General features: G+C 65.5%; 16 protein-coding genes and 1 pseudogene. 9 read left to right on the forward strand and 8 right to left on the reverse strand.

From position 1 onward, the window contains the following. Positions 1–92 precede the first annotated feature (92 nt). The 4 genes from trxA to JOE35_RS01120 all read right to left on the reverse strand — a co-directional run bounded on the left by trxA (position 93) and on the right by JOE35_RS01120 (position 5682). Complete coding sequence (trxA, locus tag JOE35_RS01105; RefSeq protein ID WP_146902060.1) at positions 93–419, reverse strand: thioredoxin; 327 nt, start codon at positions 417–419, stop codon at positions 93–95. 70 nt (positions 420–489) lie between these two features. Beyond that, positions 490–1497, reverse strand: coding sequence for a thioredoxin-disulfide reductase (gene trxB / locus JOE35_RS01110; RefSeq protein WP_123547389.1), 1008 nt, complete (start codon positions 1495–1497; stop codon positions 490–492). Positions 1498–1681: 184 nt separating this feature from the next. Next, complete coding sequence (gene murJ / locus JOE35_RS01115) at positions 1682–3355, reverse strand: murein biosynthesis integral membrane protein MurJ (RefSeq protein ID WP_307802884.1); 1674 nt, start codon at positions 3353–3355, stop codon at positions 1682–1684. Beyond that, complete coding sequence (locus tag JOE35_RS01120; protein ID WP_209559441.1) at positions 3352–5682, reverse strand: DUF6049 family protein; 2331 nt, start codon at positions 5680–5682, stop codon at positions 3352–3354. The genes murJ and JOE35_RS01120 overlap by 4 nt, the downstream gene beginning before the upstream one ends. A gap of 173 nt (positions 5683–5855) precedes the next feature. Between JOE35_RS01120 and JOE35_RS01125 the strand changes: the two genes are divergently transcribed. The 7 genes and pseudogenes from JOE35_RS01125 (at position 5856) to dnaB (ending at position 12656) form a co-directional block, all read left to right on the forward strand. After that, positions 5856–7286 carry a CCA tRNA nucleotidyltransferase gene (locus JOE35_RS01125; RefSeq protein ID WP_209559442.1) on the forward strand — a complete coding sequence of 477 codons (1431 nt, stop codon included), beginning with the start codon at positions 5856–5858 and terminating at the stop codon, positions 7284–7286. A 16-nt stretch (positions 7287–7302) separates the two neighbouring features. Beyond that, positions 7303–8709: a sugar ABC transporter substrate-binding protein gene (locus JOE35_RS01130; RefSeq protein ID WP_307802885.1), complete on the forward strand. Its 1407-nt coding sequence runs from the start codon at positions 7303–7305 to the stop codon at positions 8707–8709. A gap of 149 nt (positions 8710–8858) precedes the next feature. Further along, positions 8859–9221: pseudogene (gene rpsF, locus JOE35_RS01135) on the forward strand (30S ribosomal protein S6); the annotation flags it as partial. Between the two features lie 111 nt (positions 9222–9332). After that, the gene (locus tag JOE35_RS01140) at positions 9333–9905 is read left to right on the forward strand and encodes a single-stranded DNA-binding protein (protein ID WP_209559444.1); all 573 of its coding nucleotides are present in this window, start codon (positions 9333–9335) and stop codon (positions 9903–9905) included. A gap of 51 nt (positions 9906–9956) precedes the next feature. After that, a complete protein-coding gene (gene rpsR, locus JOE35_RS01145; protein WP_055964231.1) occupies positions 9957–10217 on the forward strand; it encodes a 30S ribosomal protein S18 in 261 nt (86 codons plus the stop codon). 28 nt (positions 10218–10245) lie between these two features. Beyond that, the gene (rplI, locus tag JOE35_RS01150; RefSeq protein WP_194614185.1) at positions 10246–10698 is read left to right on the forward strand and encodes a 50S ribosomal protein L9; all 453 of its coding nucleotides are present in this window, start codon (positions 10246–10248) and stop codon (positions 10696–10698) included. A gap of 554 nt (positions 10699–11252) precedes the next feature. Next, positions 11253–12656, forward strand: coding sequence for a replicative DNA helicase (gene dnaB / locus JOE35_RS01155; protein ID WP_209559445.1), 1404 nt, complete (start codon positions 11253–11255; stop codon positions 12654–12656). Positions 12657–13079: 423 nt separating this feature from the next. Here dnaB and JOE35_RS01160 read toward each other — a convergent pair whose 3' ends face one another. Together JOE35_RS01160 and JOE35_RS01165 are read right to left on the reverse strand one after the other, a co-directional pair. Beyond that, positions 13080–14966 carry a UvrD-helicase domain-containing protein gene (locus JOE35_RS01160; RefSeq protein ID WP_209559446.1) on the reverse strand — a complete coding sequence of 629 codons (1887 nt, stop codon included), beginning with the start codon at positions 14964–14966 and terminating at the stop codon, positions 13080–13082. Beyond that, a complete protein-coding gene (locus JOE35_RS01165; RefSeq protein ID WP_209559447.1) occupies positions 14956–17271 on the reverse strand; it encodes an AAA family ATPase in 2316 nt (771 codons plus the stop codon). The genes JOE35_RS01160 and JOE35_RS01165 overlap by 11 nt, the downstream gene beginning before the upstream one ends. A gap of 1536 nt (positions 17272–18807) precedes the next feature. Here JOE35_RS01165 and JOE35_RS01170 point away from each other — a divergent pair. Continuing rightward, positions 18808–19734 (forward strand): hypothetical protein, encoded by a 927-nt coding sequence (locus tag JOE35_RS01170; RefSeq protein ID WP_209559448.1) that lies wholly within the window; start codon positions 18808–18810, stop codon positions 19732–19734. 799 nt (positions 19735–20533) lie between these two features. Here the strand turns inward: JOE35_RS01170 and JOE35_RS01175 are convergent. Beyond that, positions 20534–21829 (reverse strand): reverse gyrase, encoded by a 1296-nt coding sequence (locus JOE35_RS01175; RefSeq protein WP_374099688.1) that lies wholly within the window; start codon positions 21827–21829, stop codon positions 20534–20536. 793 nt (positions 21830–22622) lie between these two features. Here JOE35_RS01175 and JOE35_RS01180 point away from each other — a divergent pair. Then, positions 22623–22790, forward strand: a complete 168-nt coding sequence (locus JOE35_RS01180) for a hypothetical protein (protein ID WP_209559450.1) — start codon at positions 22623–22625, stop codon at positions 22788–22790. Between the two features lie 115 nt (positions 22791–22905). Here JOE35_RS01180 and JOE35_RS01185 read toward each other — a convergent pair whose 3' ends face one another. After that, positions 22906–23298, reverse strand: coding sequence for a peptidoglycan-binding protein (locus tag JOE35_RS01185; protein ID WP_209559451.1), 393 nt, complete (start codon positions 23296–23298; stop codon positions 22906–22908). Between the last annotated feature and the right edge of the window lie 466 nt (positions 23299–23764).

A 23764-nucleotide genomic window follows, 5' to 3' on the forward strand; every position in this document is an offset into this window, starting at 1 on the left:
TCAGGATATGCCCGGAGCGGTCCGGAGACGGCGAGAGCCCGCCCAGCGGGTGCTGGGCGGGCTCTCCGGCGGTGCGTCGACTCGGGGTCGACCTACGCGAGGAACTCCGCCAGGTCGGCCTCGAGGGCCGGCTTGGGCTTGGCGCCGATGACGGTCTTGACGACCTGGCCGCCCTTGTAGACTTTCATCGCCGGGATCGACGTGATCTGGTACTGCATCGCGGTCTGCGGGTTGTCGTCGACGTTGAGCTTGACGATCTCGATCTTGTCGGCGTGCTCGGCCGCGATCTGGTCGAGGATCGGCGACACGGCGCGGCACGGGCCGCACCACTCGGCCCAGAAGTCGACCAGGATCGTCTTGTCGGACTTGAGGACGTCGGCCTCGAAGGAGGCGTCGGTGACTGCCTTGGCGCTGCTCATGGTGGTTCCTTTCGTCAGGGGGTTCGTCAGGTGTGCGGGCGGGCCGACGTCGTCGACCTGCGGTCGCGGGTCAGGCGGAGACGGGCTCCGGGGCGACCGACTCGGCGGTGTCGATGCCCTCGGCGGCGCCCTCGGTGTGCTCGGCTAGAAAGGTCTGGTCGAGGCTCGCCAGGAAGTGCTCGGCGTCGAGTGCCGCGACGACCCCGGAGCCGGCCGCGGTGGCCGCCTGGCGGTAGGTGTCGTCGACGACGTCGCCCGCCGCGAACACGCCGCGGAGGTTGGTCTTCGAGCTGCGGCCCTCGACGGCGATGGTGCCGCTCGAGGTGAGGTCGACCTGGCCGTGCACGAGGTGCACGCGGGGGTCGTTGCCGATGGCGATGAAGAGGCCGTCGAGGTCGAGGTCGCTGGTGCTGCCGTCGACAGTGTCGGTCAGCTGCACGCCCGTGGCCTTCTCGTCGCCCAAGATCGCCGTGACCTGCTTGTTGAACAGGAACTCGATCTTGTCGTTGCCCTGCGCCCTGTCCTGCATGATCTTCGAGGCGCGCAGCGTCTCCGAGCGGTGGATGACGTAGACCTTCGAGGCGAAGCGCGTCAGGAACGTCGCCTCCTCCATGGCCGAGTCGCCGCCTCCCACGACCGCGATCTCCTTCTGCTTGAAGAAGAAGCCGTCGCAGGTGGCGCACCAGCTGACGCCGCGGCCGCTGAGTCGTTCTTCGTCGGGCAGGCCGAGCTTGCGGTACGCGCTGCCGGTCGCGAAGATCACGGTCAGCGCCTCTTCCACGGTGCCGCTGCCGAGAGTGACCTTCTTGACGTCACCGGTCAGGTCGACGCTGGTGACGTCGTCGAGCAGCACCTCTGCGCCGAACTTCTCCGCCTGCTCCTGGAGCTTGAACATCAGCTCGGGGCCCTGGATGCCGTCGGGGAACCCGGGGAAGTTCTCGACCTCGGTGGTCTTCATGAGCTCGCCGCCTGCCTCGACCGAGCTCGCCACGATGAGCGGCTCGAGACCGGCACGCGCCGCGTAGATGCCCGCCGTGTAGCCGGCGGGGCCGGAGCCGATGATGATGATCTGGCGCATGGGCACCTTCCTCAGTGACGTTCGTGGATGACGGGAGAGGAACCGCGGGCTGTGCGCCCGTCTAGCCCTCGCTCGACCGTCTGGTGCAACACATCCTAGGGTCGGCGCATTCCGGCGGCCCGGGGCTCGCAGACGGCGCTCAGCGACCGGCTCGCGCGCGGCTCGTGCGCTGGTCGCGGGCAGGTCAGCGGCGAAGGAGGCGCGAGGCCAACGGGCGCACCCGGCGGATCACCGGGGCGGTCAGGTCGGTCAGCTCGGGCAGGCGGATCAGCGCCAGGAGGCCGAGGTACACGGCCGCCATGACCAGCCCGGCGACGGCGACGGTCAGGATGCCGGCGATCCGGCCCGACTGGGCGAAGCCGTCCGGGCTGAAACCTCCCAGAGCGGTGACGACGACCAGCCCGACGGCGCCGGCGATCAGCGAGAAGAAGGCGAACTGCAGGTAGCGGCGCAGCACCCAGCGGCCGTCGATGCCGCCGAGGCGGCGCTTGACCAGCACGAGGGCGACGATCGTCTGGGCCGAGCCGGCGATCGAGGTGGTGATCGCGATGGCCACGGCGACGAGCTCGTCGGGCACCACGGCGGACGAGATCAGGGTCCCGATCACGAAGATGCCCGACTGGACGATCTGCATGAAGAACGGCGTCCGCTGGTCGTGCAGGGCGAAGAAGACGCGCTGCACGACGAACAGGACGCTGAACAGGACGAGCCCCGGCATGAAGCCGAGGATGACCTGCGCCATCTGGCTCGCCCCGGTGAAGCTGCTCTCGAAGAAGCTCGCGAACGGGTAGGCGACGACGCACATGGCGACTGTCGCGAACACCATGAACATGCCGATGGTGCGGAGCGACTGTGACAGGTCGGTGCGCACGGCGCGCAGGTCGCCGCGTGAGGCGTGCCCGCTCATGCGCGTGAAGTACGCGGTCGCGATCGACACCGCGACGATGCCGTGGGGCAGCATGAAGAGCAGCCACGAGTTGGCGAGCACGGCGTTCGAGGCGCCCGTGCCGCTGCCCTCGGACGCGACGCGGCTCTGCACGAGGCCGGCGAGCTGCGTCACGAGCACCATGCCGAAGAGCCAGCCGGCGGCCTTGCCTGTGGCCCCGAGGCCGACCCCGCGCCAGCGGAAGTCCGGGCGGAACGACAGGCCCGCCCGGCGCCAGAAGAGCAGCAGGAAGCCCGCCTGCGCCAGGACGCCGAGGCTGGCGGTGCCGGCGAGGACGGTGATGCGGCCGGGCGTCCAGACGTCGACCACGGAGTTCTCAGCAGAGCCGCCGAACAGCACCATGAACACGACGAGCCCCGCGATCGCCACGACGTTGTTGATCACGGGCGCCCAGGTGAACGGCCCGAACACCTGTCGCGCGTTCAGCACCTCGCTCAGCAGCGAGTACATCGCGTAGAAGAAGATCTGCGGCAGGCACCAGTAGGCGAACGCCGTGGCCAGGGCGATCGCGTCGGAGGTGTAACCACCTTGGCCAGTCGACCCCGCCTGCTGGGCGTAGAGGCGCACGAGCAGGGGCGCGAGCAGGGTGCCGACGAGGCCGACGGCCGCGAAGACGATCGTGCCGAGCGTCACGATCTTGTTGATGAAGCGCTGGCCGCCGTCGTCGTCGTGGGTGGCGGCCCGCACGATCTGCGGCACGAGCACCGCGCTCAGCAGGCCCCCCGCGATGAGGGCGTAGATGTTGTTCGGCAGCTGGTTCGCGAGGGCGAACGAGTCGGCCGCGCGGCTCGCCGACTGGCCGATGGCCGCAGCCAGCACGGCCGTCTTGACGAAGCCGAGCACCCGGGACACCATCGTGCCCGAGGCGAGCAGCACGCTCGCGCGGCCGAGGCCGCCCTGCTGTGCGCTCACGGGCTGACACCGTTCTCGGGGGTGTCGCGGCGGACACCGGTCTCGGTGGTGTTGACGCCGGTGGCGTCCGACGTCGTGGCGGGAGCAGTCGCCGCCGCCGTCTCCGTCTCCGCCGCCGCCGCCTTCTCCTCGCGAGCGAGGCGCCGCTTGTGGAACGTCCGGTAGATGCCGCCGCCGAAGAGCACCAGGAAGCCGACGGCGAAGACCCAGGTGATCGCGGTCTCCCAGCCGGCCTGCACCGAGATCGACACGGTGGACGGCGTCGAGATGGCGACCCCGGTCGAGCTCACGAGGCTGAGCGACACGTCGACGGTGCCGTTGGCGACGGACTGCACGGGGACGCGGACGCGGGCCTGAGAGTCGGACGCGATGGTCACCTCGATGCGGTTCTGGTCGACCGACAGCAGCGAGTTCGACGGCTGCACCATCAGGTAGACGGTCGCCGCCGACGAGGTCGAGTTCTGCACGTAGAGGGGAAGGGAGGTGCGGTCGCCGAGGATCGACAAGTCGCTGCCCTGCACGATCGAGACGAGCCCCGACGTGGCGACCGACTCGGCGTCCGCGGCGGCCACCTCGGTGGCGAGCCCGTCGGGGTTGGCCCGCCACGCGTGCGAGGCGAGGGCGAGCGTCCGCAGGCGCGCGGGGCCTGTCACCGTCTGCGGCTGCTCTAGGGCGGTGGAGAAGTCGGAGACGCGGCGGTCCGCCGTCGCGAGCGTGCGCATCAGGGCGGCTCGTGCGTCGTCGACCGGCTCGTCGACGACGGTGGCGGGCGTCGGGGCGGTGGCCACCGCCTCCTGCAGGGTGCTCGCGGTCGACCACGGGAGGTCGCGCAGCGCGGCCAGCGTCCGGGTCAGGTACGCGCTGTCGGGCGACCAGCCGCGGCCGAGCGTGGCGAGGAGCGTGCGGGCGTCGCTCGGCCGCTCGCGGGCGACCGTGGCGACGCTGGCGGAGAGCTCGGCCATCGCGGTGGCCCAGGCCGCGTCGTCGGAGGCGCCGGCCGCGTCCGAGAGGAGCGTCGAGAGGACGTCGTCGGAGACGAGCCCCGTGGTGGCCCCGAGCTGCGTCGCCGCGTTCTCGGTCGCACCCGTCGAGACGTCGACGTTCGAGCTGGAGAGGATCGTCGAGGTGTAGCCGCTCGCGGCCAGGACGCCCAGGTCGGCCGCGACGACCGTGTCGGCCTCCGGCCAGGCGATGCCGGTGGACGACCACGGCCAGCTCAGCAGCGACTCGGTGGTGGGCAACGGCGGCGCGGCCGTGGGGTCGTCCCCCTGGCCGGAGCCGTCGCCTCCCCCGGTGCCCCCGGTGCCGCTGCCGTCGGCGGGCGGGTCGACCGACGAGGGGTCGGAGGTGCCGCTCGGCGAGGGCTCCGGCGTGCTGCTCGGGGTCGCCTCGGCGAAGAGCGACGGGTCGACGAGGGCGTCGAACGAGACGGGCGTCGGGATCGACGCCGCGCCTCCTTGGCTCAGGCCCGCGACGTCGGCGTCCGCGTACGCGAGCGGGAACATCTCGAGTCCGGACTGCTGCAGCTGGTCGAGCCACTCGAGCGCGGACGGCGGCGCCGAGGTGCCCAGCAGGCGGACGGACGCGATGATCATCGGGTCGACGGCCACGGCGGCCTGCGAGCCCTGCACGGCCCGCAGCTGGCGCGTCAGGGTGCCGTCGATCGACGTGTAGGCCGCCAGGGCGCTGGCGTCGAGCACCCCGTTCTCGGTCTCGGGCGTCGTGATCGGCACCGCGACGGCGACCTTCGTCGCCTGGAAGCTCTCGGCCGGGAACCACGCGACGCTGCTGCGCGCCTGGGCGAGCTGCGCGCCGTCGTCGTCGACCAGCCGGGCGCCCAGGGCACGGGCGCCCCAGCCGTAGCCGCCGAGGGCGACGGTCGCCGCGGGCACGGTCACGGAGCCGACGGTGCGCGACTGCCCCGACGGGACCTCCGGCACGTCGACGCGCGTCAGGGAGGTGCCGAGGTAGTCGCTCCCGCTCGTCGAGTCGGGCGACAGCCAGCTCGCCAGCTTGGCGCGGGTGATGAAGGCGTTCCGGTCGAGGTAGATCCGGGCGACGGACGCGGGCAGGTCGTCCTCGGTCGTGTTGGTGACGACGACGTCGAGCACGAGGTCGCGATCCGGCACGAGCACGCCGGACTCGGCGGGCGCCAGCGAGAGCGTGACGGCGTCGTCCGACGCGCTGGAGGGCGCTGACGCCGCGGCAGCCGGCGAGGCGCCGAGCCCGCCGAGCCCGCCGAGCGCCGGGCCGGCCACGGCGGGCAGCCCGACGACCACGACGAACACCGCCGTCAGCGCGGCGAGCAGGGCGTGGAGTCGTCTCATAGGCAGGGTGCGGCCGGCACGGGACGGCCGACGAGCATGCCGAGTCTAGGCAATCGAGACCGTCCGGTCGCGGTGGGCGCCCCGAGACGGGACCGTCGACGGACGGGCTCAGCCCTGGGGAGGAGGCGGTCGCCGCCCGGTCAGCCGGGCGCACTGTGGCAAAGTGGTCGGTCATGGACACCGTCGCCTCCGCAGTCGAGCGACTGGACCGACTGGCCGCCGCTCCCCGCATCGAGAAGCTCGCCGCCGCGTTCGCCGCGGCCGGCCACGAGCTCGCCCTCGTCGGCGGTCCCGTCCGCGACGCGTTCCTCGGCCGGCAGGTCAACGACTTCGACTTCACGACCGACGCCTCCCCCGACGAGATCCTCGAGATCGTCGTGCCCCTGGCCGAGGCGCACTGGGACGTGGGGCGCCAGTTCGGCACCATCGCGGCCCGCGTCGACGGCGAGGTGGTCGAGATCACGACCTACCGCAGCGACGTCTACGACGGCGAGACCCGCAAGCCCGTCGTCGAGTTCGGCGACACCCTCGAGGGCGACCTGGTGCGCCGCGACTTCACCGTCAACGCGATGGCCCTGCGCCTGCCGGAGCGCGTGCTCGTCGACCCGTCGGGCGGTGTGGAAGACCTGCTGGCCGGTCGTCTCGCGACGCCCGGCAGCGCGGTCGACTCGTTCCGTGACGACCCGCTGCGGATGATGCGCGCCGCACGTTTCGTCGCACAGCTCGGGTTCTCCGTCTCGGACGAGGTGCGCGAGGCGATCTCGGCCCGCGCCTCCACCCTCTCGATCGTCTCGGTCGAGCGCGTCGCCGACGAGCTCTCGAAGCTGCTCCGCACCGACACGCCCCGCGACGGCATCCGGCTGATGGTCGACACCGGCCTCGCCGACCACGTCCTGCCCGAGCTCGCCGCGATGCGCCTCGAGATCGACGAGCACCACCACCACAAGGACGTCTACGAGCACAGCCTCACGGTGCTCGACCAGGCGATCGGCTACGAGCGCGAGCGGCACCCCGGCGAGGCGCCCGACCTCACCCTGCGGCTGGCCGCGCTGCTGCACGACTGCGGCAAGCCCGACACCCGCAGGCTCGAGCCGGGCGGGGTCGTGACGTTCCACCACCACGACGTCGTCGGGTCGAAGCTGGCCCGCAAGCGCCTCAGGGCGCTGCGCTTCGACAACGACACGACCAAGGCCGTGTCCCGGCTGATCGAGCTGCACCTCCGGTTCTTCGGCTACACCGAAGGCGCGTGGACCGACTCGGCCGTGCGCCGGTACGTCCGCGACGCCGGCGACGAGCTCGAGCGCCTGCACATGCTGACGCGCGCCGACGTGACGACGCGCAACAAGCGCAAGGCCGATCGCCTCGGCTTCGCCTACGACGACCTCGAGGCCCGCATCGCCGACCTGCGCGAGCGCGAGGCGATCGACTCGCTCCGTCCCGACCTCGACGGCGACGACATCCAGCGGGTGCTCGGCATCTCCCCCGGCCGCGAGGTCGGCGAGGCGTACCGGTTCCTGCTCGAGCTGCGCACCGAGGAGGGGCCCCTCGGCAGCGAGGTCGCGACCGACCGGCTGCTGGCCTGGTGGGCCGCGCGCGCCTCCTAGGCCGTACTGTCGGGTCGTGCGCACCCGACCCAGCTCCGTCACGATCGCCGCCGCCGTCTGCGTCCTCGTGGTCGCCGGCTCCGCCGTCGGCATCGCCGCGTTCGGCGCCTCCCACTCGTCGTCGCGCCCGACGGCGTCGCCCGGCCGGGACGGGCACACGGTCGTGACCGTCCGCCTGTGGGACGAGACCGTCGCCGCCGGCTACGAGAAGTCGTTCGCGACCTTCGAGCGCGACAACCCGACGATCGACGTGGACGTCGAGGTGGTGCCCTACGCGGAGTACGCCGCCGACCTCGACTCGGACGTCGACGCCGGCACCGCTCCCGACGTCTACTGGCTGAACAGCGCCGCCTACGCCGACAAGGCCGAGGCAGGCGACCTGCTCGACGTCGACCAGGTGCTCGGCGCCTCGGCCCACCGCGCCTGGAGCCCCGAGGTCACCGAGCAGTACACGCTCGACGGCCGGCTCTGGGGCGTGCCCCAGCTCAGCGACGGCGGCGTGGCGCTCTACTACAACGCCGACCTGCTGGCCGCGGCGGGCGTCGACCCCGCGGCGCTCGACGACCTGACCTGGGCGCCGGGCGGCGGCGAGGGCGACACCCTGCTGCCGGTGCTCGAGCAGCTCACCCGCGATGCCCAGGGCCGCAGCGCCGCGGATCCCGCGTTCGACGGCACCCCGGTGCAGTACGGCTACAACGCCGGTGAGGACCTGCAGGCGATCTGGCTCGACTACCTCGGGTCGAACGGGGCGAGCCTCGAGAACGCGACGGGCACCTCCTTCGAGCTGGACACGCCGGAGGCGCAGGCCGCGTTCCAGTACGTGGTCGACCTGGTGCAGCAGCACCGCGTCGCTCCCCCGGCGTCGCTCACCAACGCCGACCCCGACTACAGCCGCGACCAGTTCACGTCGGGCCACATGGCGCTGTTCCAGTCGGGGCTGTACAGCCTGGCGCCGGTCGCCGCCGCGTCCGACTTCACCTGGGGCGTCGCGCGGATGCCCGCCGGGCCCGAGGGGCGCGTCAGCGTGTCGAACGGCATCGTCGCGGCCGGCAACGCGCACACGTCGCACCTCGACGCCACGGCGCGGGTGCTCGCCTGGCTCGGCTCGACCGACGGCTCGCGGTACATCGGCGCCGAGGGCGCGGCCGTGCCCGCAGTGCTCGGCGCCCAGGCCGCCTACTACGAGCACTGGTCGGACCAGGGCGTCGACGTCGCGCCGTTCTTCGACGTCGTGTCCGCGGGACGCTCGATCCCCGCCCCGACCGGCATCTGGGGCCACGCGCAGCCGGTCGTCGACCCGCTGCTCGACGAGATGTTCCTCGGCACGACGACGGTCGAGGAGGCGCTGGCCAGGGCCCAGGAGGCGGCGACCGCCACGCTCGAGGACGACCCGGCCGCGGGCGGTCGCGGCACGCCTCGCTGATCGGACGCCTGGCTGTCCGGCATTGTGCGGGGCGGGCCGACCGGCTACGCTGGGAAGGTTGCGTCTGCCCCCGGGTGGGCGCGACGTCATGAACACCCTCCTGCTGCAGAACGTCTGTAGCCGCGAAGTCCGAAGGAGGTGGGTTAGTCATGCACCAGTACGAACTGATGGTCATCCTGGACCCCGAGATCGATGAGCGCACCGTCGCCCCGAGCTTGGACAAGTTCCTCAACGTCATCCGCAACGACGGCGGCACGATCGACAACATCGACATCTGGGGTCGTCGTCGTCTCGCCTACGAGATCAAGAAGAAGACCGAGGGCATCTACGCCGTCGTCAACATGACCTCGAACTCGGCCGCCACGGTCGAGCTCGACCGTCAGCTGGGTCTCTCCGAGGCCGTTCTCCGCACCAAGGTGCTGCGCGCCGAGGAGGCCATCGCGATGGTCGCCGAGGCCAAGAAGCTCTCGGAGGAGAAGGCAGCCCGCAAGGCCGCCAAGGCACCCGCCGCAGCTCCGGCCGCCGCTGCTGAGCCGGCTGCCGCCGGTTCCGCGACGCCTGCCGGCTCTGCGACGCCCGCCGCTCCTGCGGCTCCCGCCGCGCCGAAGGCTGCCGAGTAGCCGATGGCAGGCGAGACCGTCATCACAGTGGTGGGCAACCTCACCAGTGACCCCGAGCTGCGCTACACGCAGAACGGGCTCGCGGTCGCGAACTTCACCATCGCGTCGACCCCCCGCACGTTGGACCGCGCGTCCAACGAGTGGAAGGACGGCGAGGCGCTCTTCCTCCGTGCCAGCGTCTGGCGCGAGTTCGCCGAGCACGTGGCGTCGTCGCTGACGAAGGGCTCGCGCGTCATCGTGCAGGGCCGTCTGAAGCAGCGCAGCTACGAGACGAAAGAGGGCGAGAAGCGCACCAGCTTCGAGCTCGACGTCGACGAGATCGGCCCCTCGCTCCGCTACGCGACCGCTCAGGTCACGCGTGCGGCCTCGTCCCGCGAAGGCGGCGGCGGCGGCTCCTTCGGGGGCGGCCGTGGCGGCGGTCAGCAGGGCCAGGTCGGCGGCGGCCAGCAGTCCGAGCCGTGGGGTCAGTCCGCACCGGCTCAGGGCGGCGGCCAGCAGGGCGGCGGTTCCCAGGGCGGCGACGTCTGGAACACCCCCGGCGGCGGCGGCACCTACAACGACGAGACGCCTTTCTAGGCCTCGTCGCACCTCACTTCTTCTTCATCTGAACTCGAAAGCAGAAAAACAATGGCTGGAAAGAGCAGCGGCGACCGCCGCAAGCCCCTCCGCGGCAAGGGCGGCAAGAACGCCGCTCCCGCGAAGGCGATCCGCGTCGGCGTCATCGACTACAAGGACGTCGCGACCCTCCGCAAGTTCATCTCGGAGCGTGGGAAGATCCGCGCCCGTCGCATCACCGGCGTCTCCGTCCAGGAGCAGCGCCTCATCGCCCGTGCCGTGAAGAACGCCCGCGAGATGGCGCTCCTCCCCTACGCCGGCTCCGGCCGCTGATCAGCGGCGAACGGAAGAAAGAGCAACCATGTCCAAAGTGATCCTCACGCACGAGGTCTCCGGCCTCGGCTCGGCCGGTGACGTCGTCGACGTCAAGAACGGCTACGCCCGCAACTACCTCGTCCCCCAGGGCTTCGCCGTGGCGTGGTCGCGTGGCGGCGAGAAGCAGGTCGAGCAGATCCGCACCGCCCGCACGACCCGCGAGCTCAAGACCATCGAGGAGGCGCACGACCTCAAGGCCCGCCTCGAGGCCCAGAAGATCCGCCTCACGGTCAAGACCGGTGCCGACGGCCGCCTGTTCGGCTCCGTCCGCCCCGGCGACGTCGCGGACGCGGTCAACGCCCAGGGCGTCGCGACCATCGACAAGCGCAAGGTCGAGATCCCCACGGCGATCAAGCTCGTGGGCGACCACGAGGCGACCCTGCGCCTGCGCGAGGACGTCGTCGCCACGATCACCCTCACGGTGGTCAGCGCGAAGTAGTCCCGCCCTGCGTCAGCAGCCAGCAGCACCGCAGCACAGCAGAGCGGCGGCCCCCTCGGGGGTCGCCGCTCTTCTGCGTCCCGTGGGGCCCACAGGGGCCTGCGGGAGGCGGGGGACAGACCCCGAACAGGGGGTTACGGCAAGCTGAACGCGGCCTGCGCTCGTACCGGGCACCGCACCTCCTTGTCAACTTCTCTGTGCACAGCCAGAAGTCAAATCGGGACTCTCAACCCACGGTTCAAGGAACTTTCTACACACAGGCTGACGAAAAAGAAAGTGCAGGTCAGAGGACCCTCGACCGCGTGAAGTATCTTTTTGTCCACAGGACGATCCACAGTTGTCAACAAGCACCCCCGGCGTTTCTCACCGGTTCTCCCCAGAGTTATCCACAGGTGCATTTGCTGTGGAGAACTAGGTGTCCATAAGGTGTACCGCGCTCGCCAGACGGGGGTCGCGGGGGCTCGGCACGGGGATGTCGGTGGCTCGCTGTAGAACCGTCCTGGACGACGTCCGTCGCCGTCCGGCACGCACCCGAACACCTTGCAGGAGGTCCCATGTCGATCGCTCACCTCGGCCTCGCGAGCGGCACCTCCGGCGACAGCGACCGGCAGCAGCGCAGCGACCGCGGCGGCATGGGCACCGGCATGGACCGGGTGCCCCCGCACGACCTGCTGGCCGAGCAGAGCACCCTCGGCGGCATGCTGCTGAGCAAGGACGCCGTCGCCGACGTCATCGAGACCGTCCGCGGCATGGACTTCTACGTGCCGAAGCACGAGGTCATCTACGACGCCGTCCTCGGCCTGTACTCGCACGGCGAGCCCACCGACGTCATCACGGTCAGCGACGAGCTGATGAAGACGGGCGACCTGTCGAGGGCAGGAGGCGCGGAGTACCTCCACACGCTCACCGGCGTCGTGCCCACGGCCGCCAACGCCGGCTACTACGCGTCGATCGTCGCCGAGAAGGCGGTGCTGCGGCGCCTGGTCGAGGCCGGCACCCGCATCGTGCAGATGGGCTACGCGAGCGAGGGCGAGGTCGTCGACCTGGTCAACAACGCGCAGGCCGAGGTCTACAACGTCGCCGGGGGAGTCCAGACCGAGGACTACGTGCCCCTGAACGAGGCCGTGACGGTCGCGATCGACGAGATCGAGGCGGCCAAGGGCCGTGACGGGCAGATGACCGGCGTGCCCACCGGCTTCGCGCAGCTCGACGCGCTGACGAACGGTTTCCACCCCGGCCAGCTGATCATCGTGGCCGCGCGACCGGCGCTCGGAAAGTCGACGCTGGCGCTCGACCTCGCGCGGGCAGCGTCGATCAAGCACGGCCAGGCCTCGGTCTTCTTCTCGCTCGAGATGGGGCGCAGCGAGATCGCGATGCGCCTGATGTCGGCCGAGTCGAGCGTGCCGCTGCAGAACATGCGCAAGGGCACCGTCGACGCTCGCGACTGGACGAACATCGCGCAGGTGCGCGGTCGCATCAACGACGCGCCCCTCTTCATCGACGACTCGCCCAACATGACGCTGGTCGAGATCCGTGCGAAGTGCCGCCGGCTGAAGCAGCAGCACAACCTCAAGCTCGTGGTGATCGACTACCTGCAGCTGATGACCTCGGGCAAGCGCGTCGAGAGCCGCCAGCAGGAGGTCTCGGAGTTCTCGCGTGCCCTGAAGCTGATGGCGAAGGAGCTGCAGGTGCCCGTGATCGCGCTGTCGCAGCTGAACCGTGGCCCCGAGCAGCGTGCCGATAAGAAGCCCGCCATCAGCGACCTGCGTGAGTCCGGCTCGCTCGAGCAGGACGCCGACATGGTCATCCTGCTGCACCGCGAGTCCGCCTACGAGAAGGACAACCCGCGCCAGGGCGAGGCCGACTTCATCGTCGCCAAGCACCGCAACGGCCCGACGGACACGATCACCGTGGCCTTCCACGGCATGTTCTCGCGGTTCGTGGACATGCCCAGCTAGTCACGGTTGTGTGTGGATTCTCACGCGAATCTGCCACTTCTCAACTTTGTTTGCCACACCTGAGGCACACGATGCTCATGGGAAAGCCTAAGTTCCCCTCCGCTTCACGGCAGCGAAGATTGGCGCATCTAGAACGACCGTGCCGCGCCGGACCCGGCTATGCTCGTCCCCCGTCCCTGTCACTCTTGAGCCCAACCGTCTGCATTGATGTAGCCACGGCTTGCTCACCGTCGGAGACGTTCTCGTCTGAATGTCAGTCAGCTGCTTGCTGACGCAGGTCGTCGGGTTGGAGGGTGAAAGCAGCCCACGTGTGGATACCCTTCGCGGAGAAGCGACTTGGACCGGTACCCAAGCCGGTGAGCCACTACGATGTGCATAGAATCCTGAAATGCCTCGTAGACCCAAGTACAGGATCAAACTTCCTTAGATCAGGACGATCTCGTCGGAGCCAAACCACTCATTGTCAGCGGCAAACGAGTGCACCGCTGCCGGGTCATTCGAGTAGGCAACGATGGCCAGACTTTGCATGGCTCGGCTACACGTGACGTACATGAGCCGTCGCGTGCGGTCCAAGGACGTGTCCCTTCCAGCCATCTGGTTGTCGGTGTCGGCCTTCGTGAGGGGCTTGGCTCCAAGGAGCTTCTCGTAGCTGAACATAAAGCCACGAGCTTCGAAGTCGCTAATCACCACCATTACCCGTGGGAACTCGAGCCCCTTGACGCCCTGGTGGGTGGCGAACGGCGATGCGCCCTTGATGTAGGTGCCGTAGTTAATTAGTTCACTGAAGGGGGCGGCGAGGGCGGACTGCCAAGCAGCGGTCTCCGTGGTGACGGTGTCGTCACCTCCAGACGACTGTCCTGTGACGAGTGCCGTCTGCACGGCCGGCGCAAGTACGAAGACGCTTGTGTCGTTTAGCACCATAGCGACCTCGCGCAGCGTGGGAGTTGCGTTCGCATTCCAAAGCCCGGTCAGCCGGTCGACCGCCAATTGGCAAGTCCGAAGAACTTCTCGGAGTGTTCCCGCTTGTTGGGAGGCGTCCTCGAGGACGCGTGTGGCCATGAGTGGAGAATTTTCGCGGACGATTCGAGCAATGCGAAAGTTGTCGTTCTGGCGGTGAGCCTCCATCAGAGGCTTGATTTGCTTCAGGAAGACCTGAAGGCCTGAGATCGAACCATCCAAGAGGCTCGTGCGCTCTGAGTCGAGCGAAGACAGCGCGGAGAATAGCTCCGCGAAGCCAAGGCGTTGAGCTGCCATGTGGTGTTCGAGAATTAGGCGCTTGACAACCCGGCCATCGGTTGAGTCGGTGTCTGGCTTGGTTGCAGTGGACCATCCAGGGTCGTGCGTGATCACCGCCATTTGCTGGGCTACAGCTGACTCAATTGTTTCCACGTCGGAGCTAGAGGGCGCGATGAACAGGCGGACAATACCGTTGCCTCGGTCGGCTCGGGCTTGCTGTGGGTGGTCGTCGACATCGGCTCTAATGCGGTTGCTTAGTCGGACAATGCGTTCGGGGCTCCGGTGGTTCATGACTTTCACCGGTGTGGCCCATGTGGCTGGCACGGCTTCTCCGATGTCTGTCTTCCCGTCGGTGTATATGCGTTGCATCGTGTCGCCAAAGAGACCCAGGACAAACTCCCCTTCATGTGACGCAGCCACCAGCATGAATGCTTCCAGGAGAGTCTTGTTCGTATCCTGACTTTCGTCGATGAACAGAATTGGGTGTCGCGTGATGAGGCTCTGTCCGAGTAGCGGCTTGGTCGTCAGGAGGTCCGCGGTGAGGCTAATCACCTGGGCGTGGTTTAGTGCTTCTCGACCCCGGTTCTCTCCTGCGGGATTGTAGGTAAAGCGTCGAACCTCGTCGAGAGTAGAGATGCGGTCCCGTGCGCGTTGCAGACGGTGCACGCGGTCCATCTCCTTCTTCGAGCCGGCCTTGCTCGACTGAGATTCGAGCTCGGTGATGGTCGCTTTCAGTTCAACTTCCACGCAGTGTCGGATGTCCTCCTGAAATTCCCGAATGAGATTCCAAGCGAATGAGTGGATGGTCGACACCCTGACGAGCGGATCGAAATCGAGCCTGCTGGAGATCTCAGTGGCGGCGGCATTGGTGAAGGTGATGACGGCGAGCTGCTGCCCCCGAAGGGCCAGCTCACGTCCGCGCGAAGTCGTTCCATGTCGTACGGCGTTCACAAGAGACCGCGTCTTGCCCGAACCGGCGCCGGCATATAGGAAGAAGGAGCGGGGCGCCTCCGGTGCCAGACACTCAGCTATCTCAACATCGACGTGGTCATCGACGGACGGGTCAGTCGGCATGTTCTGCAGCCTCGAGAGTGAGAGCTTCCGGCTTGGCGAGTCGCGTCGCTAGCCAGGCGAGACCCTCCTCGATGTACTGGGGCGGCGCGATCGTGTCGAATGCGGGGTCAGCGAGCACGTCGAGGGCTAGTTCTGCTTTGTTGCCGGTCTTCAGATGCTTGTGCAAGTCACTGGCGGCGGCCGTGACATCAATACTCGTCAACAAGGTTTCCTTGAACTTTTTCGTGAGACCTGCGCCTTTCAGTGTCCCGAAGTAGGTGACGTTTTCGAAAGCGAGAGCGTCCTCGAACGTCGTAGGCAAAACTTCGTCCGTGTTGGCTCTTGGCAAATTGGTCGTCACTGGTACTTGATAGGCAAACCTGACGGCGAATTGGTCATCACCCGTCAGCTCTTTAGTGTCAGCTAGGGCGCCTAGGAGAATGTCAATATCATCTCCCTGGTTCCGCCACTGTCTTAGCGTCGGGTTCCCTGTCTTCTGGCCGACGCTGCGAGCAGTCGGGGTGCTCTTACCTTCCAATTGCGGATCGATATCCGTAATCACGAGTGTCGGGATTTTCAGTGCTTCGATCAGAGGGCGCAAACGGTGAGCATGGCTTCCTCCTATCTCCAGCATGGTGACGTAGGCGTGGTGAACAGCCGGGTGTCGTTTTTCGATGAAGTGCGGTATTAGCATTCGCTCGGCCGGTCCCTCGACCAGGATCAAGGCATCGGCAAAAAAGACGTCCGCGTGCTGAATACGCAGGTACCGGGTGACGAACTGCTGTGTTTCTGTTTTTGACCCAAAAATGCTCCCTATGTTGATCACAGCTGACGTGGGAACAGGAACCTGAGTGCCCGCCTGCAGCCTCCGGAAATAGCGAAGGCTCTCGAAGGGAAGCTCGTGGGCAATGTGGCTGGAGTGTGTACTAATGACGAGCTGGGTGGTGAGGACAGTCTTGTCGCCCAGATCGGGATGCTTCCTTAGCACCTCAAATGCTTTCTTTGCGAAGACCTGTTGCACCTGGACGTGCAGGTGCGCTTCGGGTTCCTCGACAAGTACCAGGTGGATCGGTTCGATCGGGTACTCATGATTTGATTTCGCCGCTTTGCCGACGCGCATCCATCGGTCCCTAAAGCTCATTAGGCGGAAAACCATGGATATGAGGTTCTGGTAGCCGAGACCGTTCTGCCCTTCCGGCAGGTGCATGTCCCGGGTTGCCGGCCTGCCCGCGATATCCAAGGCGAAGGACACAGCGGACTCGTGATCCAGGCTTTCGGATGCGCTCAGCTTGGACGCCACACGGATCCTAGGATCAGTGACACCCGGGTAATTAAGTGTGGCCATCTCATGGAAGGCGATTTGGAAAGCTTCCTCCAGGCGAACGTCGAATTGCCGTTGAGCAACCGAAATAGTCTCGAGCGCGTTGAGATCTTCCAGATCAGGGTGATCAGAGGGGTCGAGGTGGTTTGCGTAGTACTCGCCGAGCTGCCTAGACAGCCGCGCCGTCTCAGAGATCCGCCGCGTCGTACCATCACCGCTGGGCTCGGTGACGTCACCCAAGCCGCGCTGGGCGTTGATCTCGTCAATACGCACTATGTGCTCCAGTGGGTTCGACGGCAAGGGGTCGGCGCCAGGAGGCAATGGCTGAACCCGGGCGGCGTCCCCCTCCGGTTCCTGAAGCTGGGACGGGTCGAGCACGTAGTACCGGAGCTTCATGTGCTTGTGGAAGTCGCGTGAAAGAAAGTCGACGAGATTCTCGGGCCACAACGGCAAGTCGCCGGGCTTTGCTGGTTCGCCGCTCTCGCCGTCGCCGTCGCCCTCGTCCGCGGTTTGGCTTGTGCCCGTCGGGCGCTTCTCCCGCCACTGCTCTCTCAACGAATGTCTCGTGGACCAGACTTCGCGGAAACTTCGAGCTAGTTCGACCTCATCCTCTGGCTCTAGGGCAATGCGAACACCGACCAACCCGCCCGTCCAATCCAACGTCGGTATGAGGGGGCTGACTCGATGGACTTCTCGGTCCTCCACCTCTAGCCACACATCCAGTGACGGAAAAAGACGATCCCATGTGCCGGGTTCAATGGTTGTTGTCGCATCGGAGGCGACCCAAGCTTGACCAATCTCGTTGACGTCGTGCCAGTGGGAGAGGGTGAGATCGTTCTTGCCGAACGCCCGAATGCCATCCTTCAAGAAGGATCGGAGCGCGATGAGTGCCGACGTCTTACCGCTGTTATTCGCACCGACGAGCAAGGTTGTATCTCTGGACAGATCCAGACGCACAGACACAAGCTTGCGGAAGTTGCGGATTTCGATTGCTTCGATGCGCATAACTCATGCTGACATGGGAAAGGCTGAGGGCCATGTTCAAAGGACAGAAAAATAAGACTTGGTGCGCTGTGAACAAGCAATTTCAAGCGTTTTGCATGCCCTGACTGTTCGAGGCATTCCAATTGTGCTCAAAACAGTCGAATCTTCCGTATCAGCGCGACTCCTACCCCTGGGAACACGAGATGTCTTGTCGGCCGGCCACTCGAGTAACTCATTCTTCGGCAACCTGCTTCGTGACCATGTCTGACACCCGATCAGTCGCCGGATAGCACGGCCCCTGACCGGGTCCGAAGTGCCTGAAGGACCCGCTCATCCGGCTCGTCTCGGAGCGATTCGCCACGGAGCCAGCCCTCAGCTTCCCCCAGCGCTCCACTGGGCCTGGAACCAACATCCGAAACGGACTCACCATGACTCGCATCGGCACTTCTGACCTGCCCGCAGGGACACGTCGACGGGTACCGGGCCGGGCTCATCCTCGACGAGGCCCATCTAAAAGCTCCGGTCCACGAGATGCCCGCCTTAGACATACTGCCCGCGCGACTGCAACCAGGCGGCCGGATAGACGAGCTCAATCTCACGTCCTTTCACGCGCTCCTCGAGCGCGGCGTGCGGTCAGTCGTGGGACTCGGAAAGTCGGCTGGCATCTCGGCCGAGACGGTCCCGCTTGTCGTCGCTGCACGCCCTCCGAACTACCGCACCCAACATTCATCCGACGCCGATTGGTCCGCCCTGCGTCATGACATCCGAGCGAGCAAAGTCGTCAATATCCCCGACAGCCTCGGCGCAGCCAAAACTGTCCCACCGGGTTGGGCTGATACTGAAGCCCTGTAGGGCTAAATAGGCCTCTCGGGTAGGAGCCATAGTCTGACGGACTAAGGGCGGCGTTTTCAGAGGGGGATTGATGATTGATATGAGAGTCGTGCGGAGTGACCTCTCGGAAAAGGGATGGTCACGGCAGAAGACGACCCTCGACGAGGTGCGGCGCGCTGCAACTTTGGACGGGCTGCGCGGGGCCGGCAGACCTGGCTCGAGTGAACGAGTCCTTGTGCCTTACGAGTCGGCCAAAGCTCCCCGACGTTCCCTGAGCGCGGTGTACGGATTAGGTAAGCAGCCGCTACATACGGACGGCGCGCACTTGCGTGTCCTTCCCGACGTCATTGTGCTTCATTCCGCCATGCCCTCGACGACACCTACCGTGATCTGGACCCCCAGCCGGCGCGGGGAGAACGTGATCCCGTCTGCTGCACGGCAGGGCGTCTTTACGGTTCGGGGCAGCGGCGAGAGCTTTTTGGCCTCAGCTTTTGACGAGAGCGGTCTCCGCTTCGACCCTGTTGTCATGAGTCCCGGGGACGCGTTCGCCCGCCAGACCGCCGAATACTTCCAAGACGCTCGCTCGCGTGCGCATGTTCACGAATGGGACGAACCCGACATTGCCCTTGTCATAGCTAATAGAAAGGCCCTTCACGCGCGAGACGACGTCTCAGACGCTGAGAGGCGGACAATAACCCGAATCGCCTACACGTGGGGATCGACGGAATGACGACACCTTGGGACTCCGAGGCGCTTTGGCTCAAGTCGCGGATGTTCGTCAATCGGGCCATGGACCCTGATCGTGAATTCGAAGAACAGGCTTTTTGGGCTGCCGCAGCGCTTGAGCTCCTCGGCAAGGCCGCCCTGGTGAGAATCTCTCCCATGCTCATCGCCCACCCCGATGACGACGGGCGAAGCATCTTGCTCGCAAGCGGGGCCGTCGACTACACAGGCATCTTTGGCAGCGTTCAGGCCAAAGCGATCTGGTCGCGCTGTGCGCGAGTATTCCGCACCTTCAACGAAGCAGAAGCTAGAAAAATAGCAGCGGGTCGCAACGGATACATCCACTCCACGGGGGTGGGATTTGATGCCATCCCACAGGCCGTCTGGTGGCCACGCTACTGGGCACAAGCCTTCATCCTCGTCGAACACCTCGACCGGACAATCGTCGACCTCGTGGGTCCAAGTCGGTCTCTATTGGTCACGAAGTACCTGGCCGAGAACAAGGAGTACGTCGCTCAGAGGCTCGCAACATTGAAAGAGCGTGCCAATTCCCTTCTCAGTCGACACAGGTCCGGTTCTCTGAGTGCTCGACTCGAAACAGAATGGCAACGATTTGACCTGGCGACTTACCTCTATACGGAGCCCCGAGAGTGTGTGGCCTGCGGTGCCACGGGTGAGGTCGGCGGGGACGAAGTCATCGAAAGCCACATGGAATACCCTGAATACTCAAGCTTTGACCCCGAGGACCAATTTTCTGATCCTCGTTCTATCACCTTGGACATTGCCCCATTCGAGTTCAACTGCCCCGTATGCCATCTCGTCCTGGACGAACCGGAATTGCTCGACGAGGCCGGACTGAGCGACCCCTTCCAAGCCGAAGGCGATCCCGAAGACATGTACGACGACGGCCCCGAATACGAGAACGAGTAGGTAGCCGATACGCAGTGGTCATGACGAATGTGATCATCATCAACACCGAGTGCTCCGGACTTTAGGCCCGGCTACCGGGCCCGGCGTCAACCATTCTCTTGGCCAATATTATCGAGCCTGCAAAGCTCGCCTAGTGGAAACTGTCTGGTACTCCTTTCTCCCGCAGGTGCTTGTGGCGATAGCTTCCGTGGCTGCCCTTGGCACGTCTCTCTGGAAAGAGCGGCATCCGCTGGCTTCTATCGAACGGCTGACTCAGCTGACAGACAAGATGCGGCCAGGTGCGACTCGAGATGGCCTTGCCGACTACCGGGACCAACGCGCGAGTCTTTGGCTCCTTGAAGAGCGAGCTCCTCGAGAGGGTGGGTTGTTGGGCCTCGGTAGATGGCTCGTAGCCGGATCTGCCGTGGCTTTTGTCACTTGGCTGATCCTTGCTGCACTGGCCCCCACCTCCACCGGGACCTGGACCGCGTACGTCATTGGACTCGTGCTCATCTTTGCCTCGACGTGGGCTTTTCGGAAACGAAGAAAGCACCGCCGCGCATGGATTGAGCAAGAAACTCATTGGCGACGGCTACCCCTGCCCGTAGAAGCAAGTCGCGTACGCACCTAGTCGAGCTTTATAGGATCGCGAAGAACGCCACGCACGGCACGTTCAGCGGTTGCAGTACTGGTATGGCGGCCAGTCCTGCCCACGCCTTTGGGAGAACCATGCACACTGGGGCGCAAATCTTCTTCTGGTCGCCCTCTATGCGGAAGACTGGTTAGAAGCGGCCTCTCGATCTACGGTTCTGTCAGCAGATCAAGCCACGACCCAGGGAGCAGCCTGAGGGTCTTCGCGCAAGCGTTCTCGAAGCACGGAGCTATCGACACCTAACTCCTGCGCACACCATGCACGCACTATCAGCGTGCATTCGCGTTCCACGTTGAGGATTTGTAAGTCGTCGGGCAGCTGACGATTTGCATGCTTGATTCCGTTGTAGACGCTCGCGGCACGATCATCCCAACCGGCGCTTTCGAACGGCAGCAAGTCTCCGATGTCGTCCAGTATCCGCCTGGCTCGTCCCGCAAAGGAAACGCCGCTGGCCTCCTTCGACCCCATGCCGTCTCGTTGCAACAGCTCGTACCCAAGCGCTTCAAGCCCTGGTCCTACTTGAGCCAACACAGCGGCCGGACTTGCGGACCGCAAGGAAATGCTGCTGACGATCGGGTCGATCGCCCGCTGGAAACGGTCCCGCAATTCAAACCATTGCCTCAGGCCGCGAATACCCAGCTCTTCGTAGGTCACTAGGTGCCGGCGCTCGGCGAAGGGGGGATCGTCCCGCACTCGGCTCGATGCAACTAGACGCCACGTGGGGCGGGTTCCAAAAACCTTGTCCTCCGGGTGGAGGACTGAATAGGTGATTACGTTCTCATCACTCCAGGCGGATATGACGAGCAAATCGCGCAGGGCTTTTGGGGCACGTAGGTGAGTAGCCCATTCAGCGGGCTCAGTAGTTGTTGTCTGCACCCAGAGAGAGCTTCCCAGTGTGATCTCGTCGGGATCTATAGGCTCCTTGACTATTGCGACGGGCTGCAATGCCATCCGCATGCCGCCCCATACCCCGAGATCGATGTCTTCGGACAGTTCCTTTCGATACGCGAGCGCCCCACTCGAATTTTCCTCATGAACCCATGAATGGGCTCGCACCCAAGATCGCAAATGCGAGACAGTCGACCTCAAGCCAGCGACGGAGTCGAAATCAACCGGTGCCGGTGCGCCAAAGACAGCCTCTTGTACAAGAACTCGTCCCGTTCCGGGACCACCTAAGTTCGTTGTATAACCGCCTTTGTGGCACCCCAGAAGGCCGACCACTCCTCGAGCATCTCGGAAGGTAAGCCGTCGCGGAGGGACGGGCTCAGGCTCGTCGACGGAACTCGGAAAATCCCGTGATGAACGGAACCACCCTACAAATGAGCCTGAGTCGGACGAAGGCCACCAAACGGTCAAGACAATGCCTTCGCTGGTGCGCTCCAGGCTGACGCTAGATTCAGCCGAGTCCTCGCCTAAGAGCTGGCCAAAGCGACGATCACCGATGGCGAGCGTGTTTCGACTCATTAGCGGATTCACCGACCTTTACCTGGGTGGACAATTCGAAAGTCTAGAACGAGCGTTAAAGTGCTACGCGAAACGCACAAAATGCGTTGCGAGCGGCGGTGCTAAAGACCACACGAGGTCAGCATATTCGCGGAGACGGCTGGCCTCATTTGACTCGTCCCGCTCATCTTGAGCTAACGCATCCTAGAAGTCCGGCGCGGGATACTTTGGCAGAATTTCAGCGAGAACGGGCTTGGCACGTCTGTTGAGAAATCCAGACCAGAACAGGGCTGGGTTGGCAGACTCCTTTGAGAAACCACATTGTGTCCTTCGCGAATCAGTTTGTCGCAAGTCAAGACCGCAGTTGTCGGGACTGGGTGTTGCGTCCCAAGTGAATTTTCCAGGCGGTGGACGCGCAAAGGGTTGGCACTTCGAAGAAGCCCACGCCCAGCGGGAGCCAGAATGCGGTACCAGCCGCCACCTAACGGGTTAGCGACCGCCCGACGGCTCTTGGCGAGCTCGATGGGAAGCTACCCGAAGCCAGGCTACGCGCGGCCCCCGGACGGCCCCTCTCGCGAGCGGCCGAGGAAACGATGCGATCTTGGGGAAAGCGTGGCACGCACCGGGTCGATCGCGTCGGCGATATCAAATGCGATGACTTAGCGGCCGCGGTGACGCGGCTCGTGTCGCCCTAGGCAGAACTCAAGTTGCGAGAGTCAAAGTCTGGACAAGGTCATAGCCACAGCCTGGGAGCCCGACCGGCACGTGCCACGCAGAAAGTGAGTGTTCGTTGAGATCAGCTCCTCGTAGAAGCATGACCACGAAGAGCCCGTACGATGACGTCGATGTCTACCGCCATGAAGAGCACGGCGAGGTGTGGTGGGGCGCGGAAGTCGGCCTTAAAGACGACCTCAGCATGGGCTTGGAACGCGAAGCAGACATAAAGCTGCCCTGCTGGGTTGACCTTCAAGGTCAGCAGTAGCGGAACCGGTAGTGCTAGCGCGGTGAGCTCTTCGGCCTAAGGTCGCTCCGGTGCGCATGAATTCTGCGGACGAGGAGTCCTGAGGTGGGCAGCAAACGGAGCGCTCATCGCACATTCACCATCGGCAACCTGCAGCGGACGCGTATCCCGTGGGCCCATTGTCCTTACAAAGTGCCGCCCAGGTCTTCGGTCCCGCGACCCCGTCGGGAACGAGGTTGTGCGGAGTGTACTTCTGGTAGTAGAGCACGGCGTCTTCCGTCTTGCGACCGTAGATGCCGTCGGGGGTCCCCGCCGGGTAGATCTTGGCCCCGTTGAGCATGTACTGCAGGTAGAGCACGCAGTTCCTGTCGTTGCCGGCCCAGCCGGGCCCGAAGTTGCGCGTAATGCAGGCCCCAGCTGCTTCCGCGGGTGCGGGCGAGGCGACAGATGGTGTAACTACGACGCCCAGTGCGACGGCCATCAGGACGACTCGCGACATCAAGTGCTTCTTCATTCTCTTCTTCCCCATGTTGACTCATCTCGGATGTCGCTCCGTGCCCGCGATCGCGACGGCACCGTCACGACCCCGAGGACTCATGCGGAGCGCTCACGGCACCAAGAGTGGCAGATCCCCGCCACGAAGTCGGTCGGCTCTTTTGGGGACCACACTTGCGCCACGAGATCGACGTCGCGTCAAACCTTGCTGTTGCTGCTGTGCCTGGGCTCCCCGAAAACCTGGGGGGCTTATGCGCCGTATTTGAGGAGCAGGCTCGCCAAGCCCGACACCACCGACCCCGACATGCCTTACGCCGCCCGAGACGACAAGCCCTGGGCCGCGCCCAGGTGGCCGAGGCTCCAACCCGACGGTCGCTACGCCATCGGCACGGGCCTCAACGCGCGGCTCGGATGGTGCACGATCAAGATCCAAGAGGGCAGCAGCAGCCCCAACGGTTACGAAGCCCTTCTGTCGGGGGACTCCGGCAGCCCCGGGCAGG

The sequence above is a fragment of the Frigoribacterium sp. PvP032 genome (assembly GCF_017833035.1).
Taxonomy (GTDB): Bacteria; Actinomycetota; Actinomycetes; order Actinomycetales; family Microbacteriaceae; genus Frigoribacterium.

What these genes read in the sequence shown, in the direction of transcription:
- JOE35_RS01180 (WP_209559450.1), top strand. Translation starts at nt 22,623, where the DNA reads ATGACCACGAAGAGCCCGTACGATGACGTCGATGTCTACCGCCATGAA.
- JOE35_RS01160 (WP_209559446.1), bottom strand. Translation starts at nt 14,966, where the DNA reads ATGCCGACTGACCCGTCCGTCGATGACCACGTCGATGTTGAGATAGCT.
- trxA (WP_146902060.1), bottom strand. Translation starts at nt 419, where the DNA reads ATGAGCAGCGCCAAGGCAGTCACCGACGCCTCCTTCGAGGCCGACGTC.
- JOE35_RS01140 (WP_209559444.1), top strand. Translation starts at nt 9,333, where the DNA reads ATGGCAGGCGAGACCGTCATCACAGTGGTGGGCAACCTCACCAGTGAC.
- trxB (WP_123547389.1), bottom strand. Translation starts at nt 1,497, where the DNA reads ATGCGCCAGATCATCATCATCGGCTCCGGCCCCGCCGGCTACACGGCG.
- dnaB (WP_209559445.1), top strand. Translation starts at nt 11,253, where the DNA reads ATGTCGATCGCTCACCTCGGCCTCGCGAGCGGCACCTCCGGCGACAGC.
- JOE35_RS01165 (WP_209559447.1), bottom strand. Translation starts at nt 17,271, where the DNA reads ATGCGCATCGAAGCAATCGAAATCCGCAACTTCCGCAAGCTTGTGTCT.
- JOE35_RS01175 (WP_374099688.1), bottom strand. Translation starts at nt 21,829, where the DNA reads ATGAGTCGAAACACGCTCGCCATCGGTGATCGTCGCTTTGGCCAGCTC.
- JOE35_RS01170 (WP_209559448.1), top strand. Translation starts at nt 18,808, where the DNA reads ATGACGACACCTTGGGACTCCGAGGCGCTTTGGCTCAAGTCGCGGATG.
- JOE35_RS01185 (WP_209559451.1), bottom strand. Translation starts at nt 23,298, where the DNA reads ATGGGGAAGAAGAGAATGAAGAAGCACTTGATGTCGCGAGTCGTCCTG.
- JOE35_RS01125 (WP_209559442.1), top strand. Translation starts at nt 5,856, where the DNA reads ATGGACACCGTCGCCTCCGCAGTCGAGCGACTGGACCGACTGGCCGCC.
- rpsR (WP_055964231.1), top strand. Translation starts at nt 9,957, where the DNA reads ATGGCTGGAAAGAGCAGCGGCGACCGCCGCAAGCCCCTCCGCGGCAAG.
- rplI (WP_194614185.1), top strand. Translation starts at nt 10,246, where the DNA reads ATGTCCAAAGTGATCCTCACGCACGAGGTCTCCGGCCTCGGCTCGGCC.
- JOE35_RS01120 (WP_209559441.1), bottom strand. Translation starts at nt 5,682, where the DNA reads ATGAGACGACTCCACGCCCTGCTCGCCGCGCTGACGGCGGTGTTCGTC.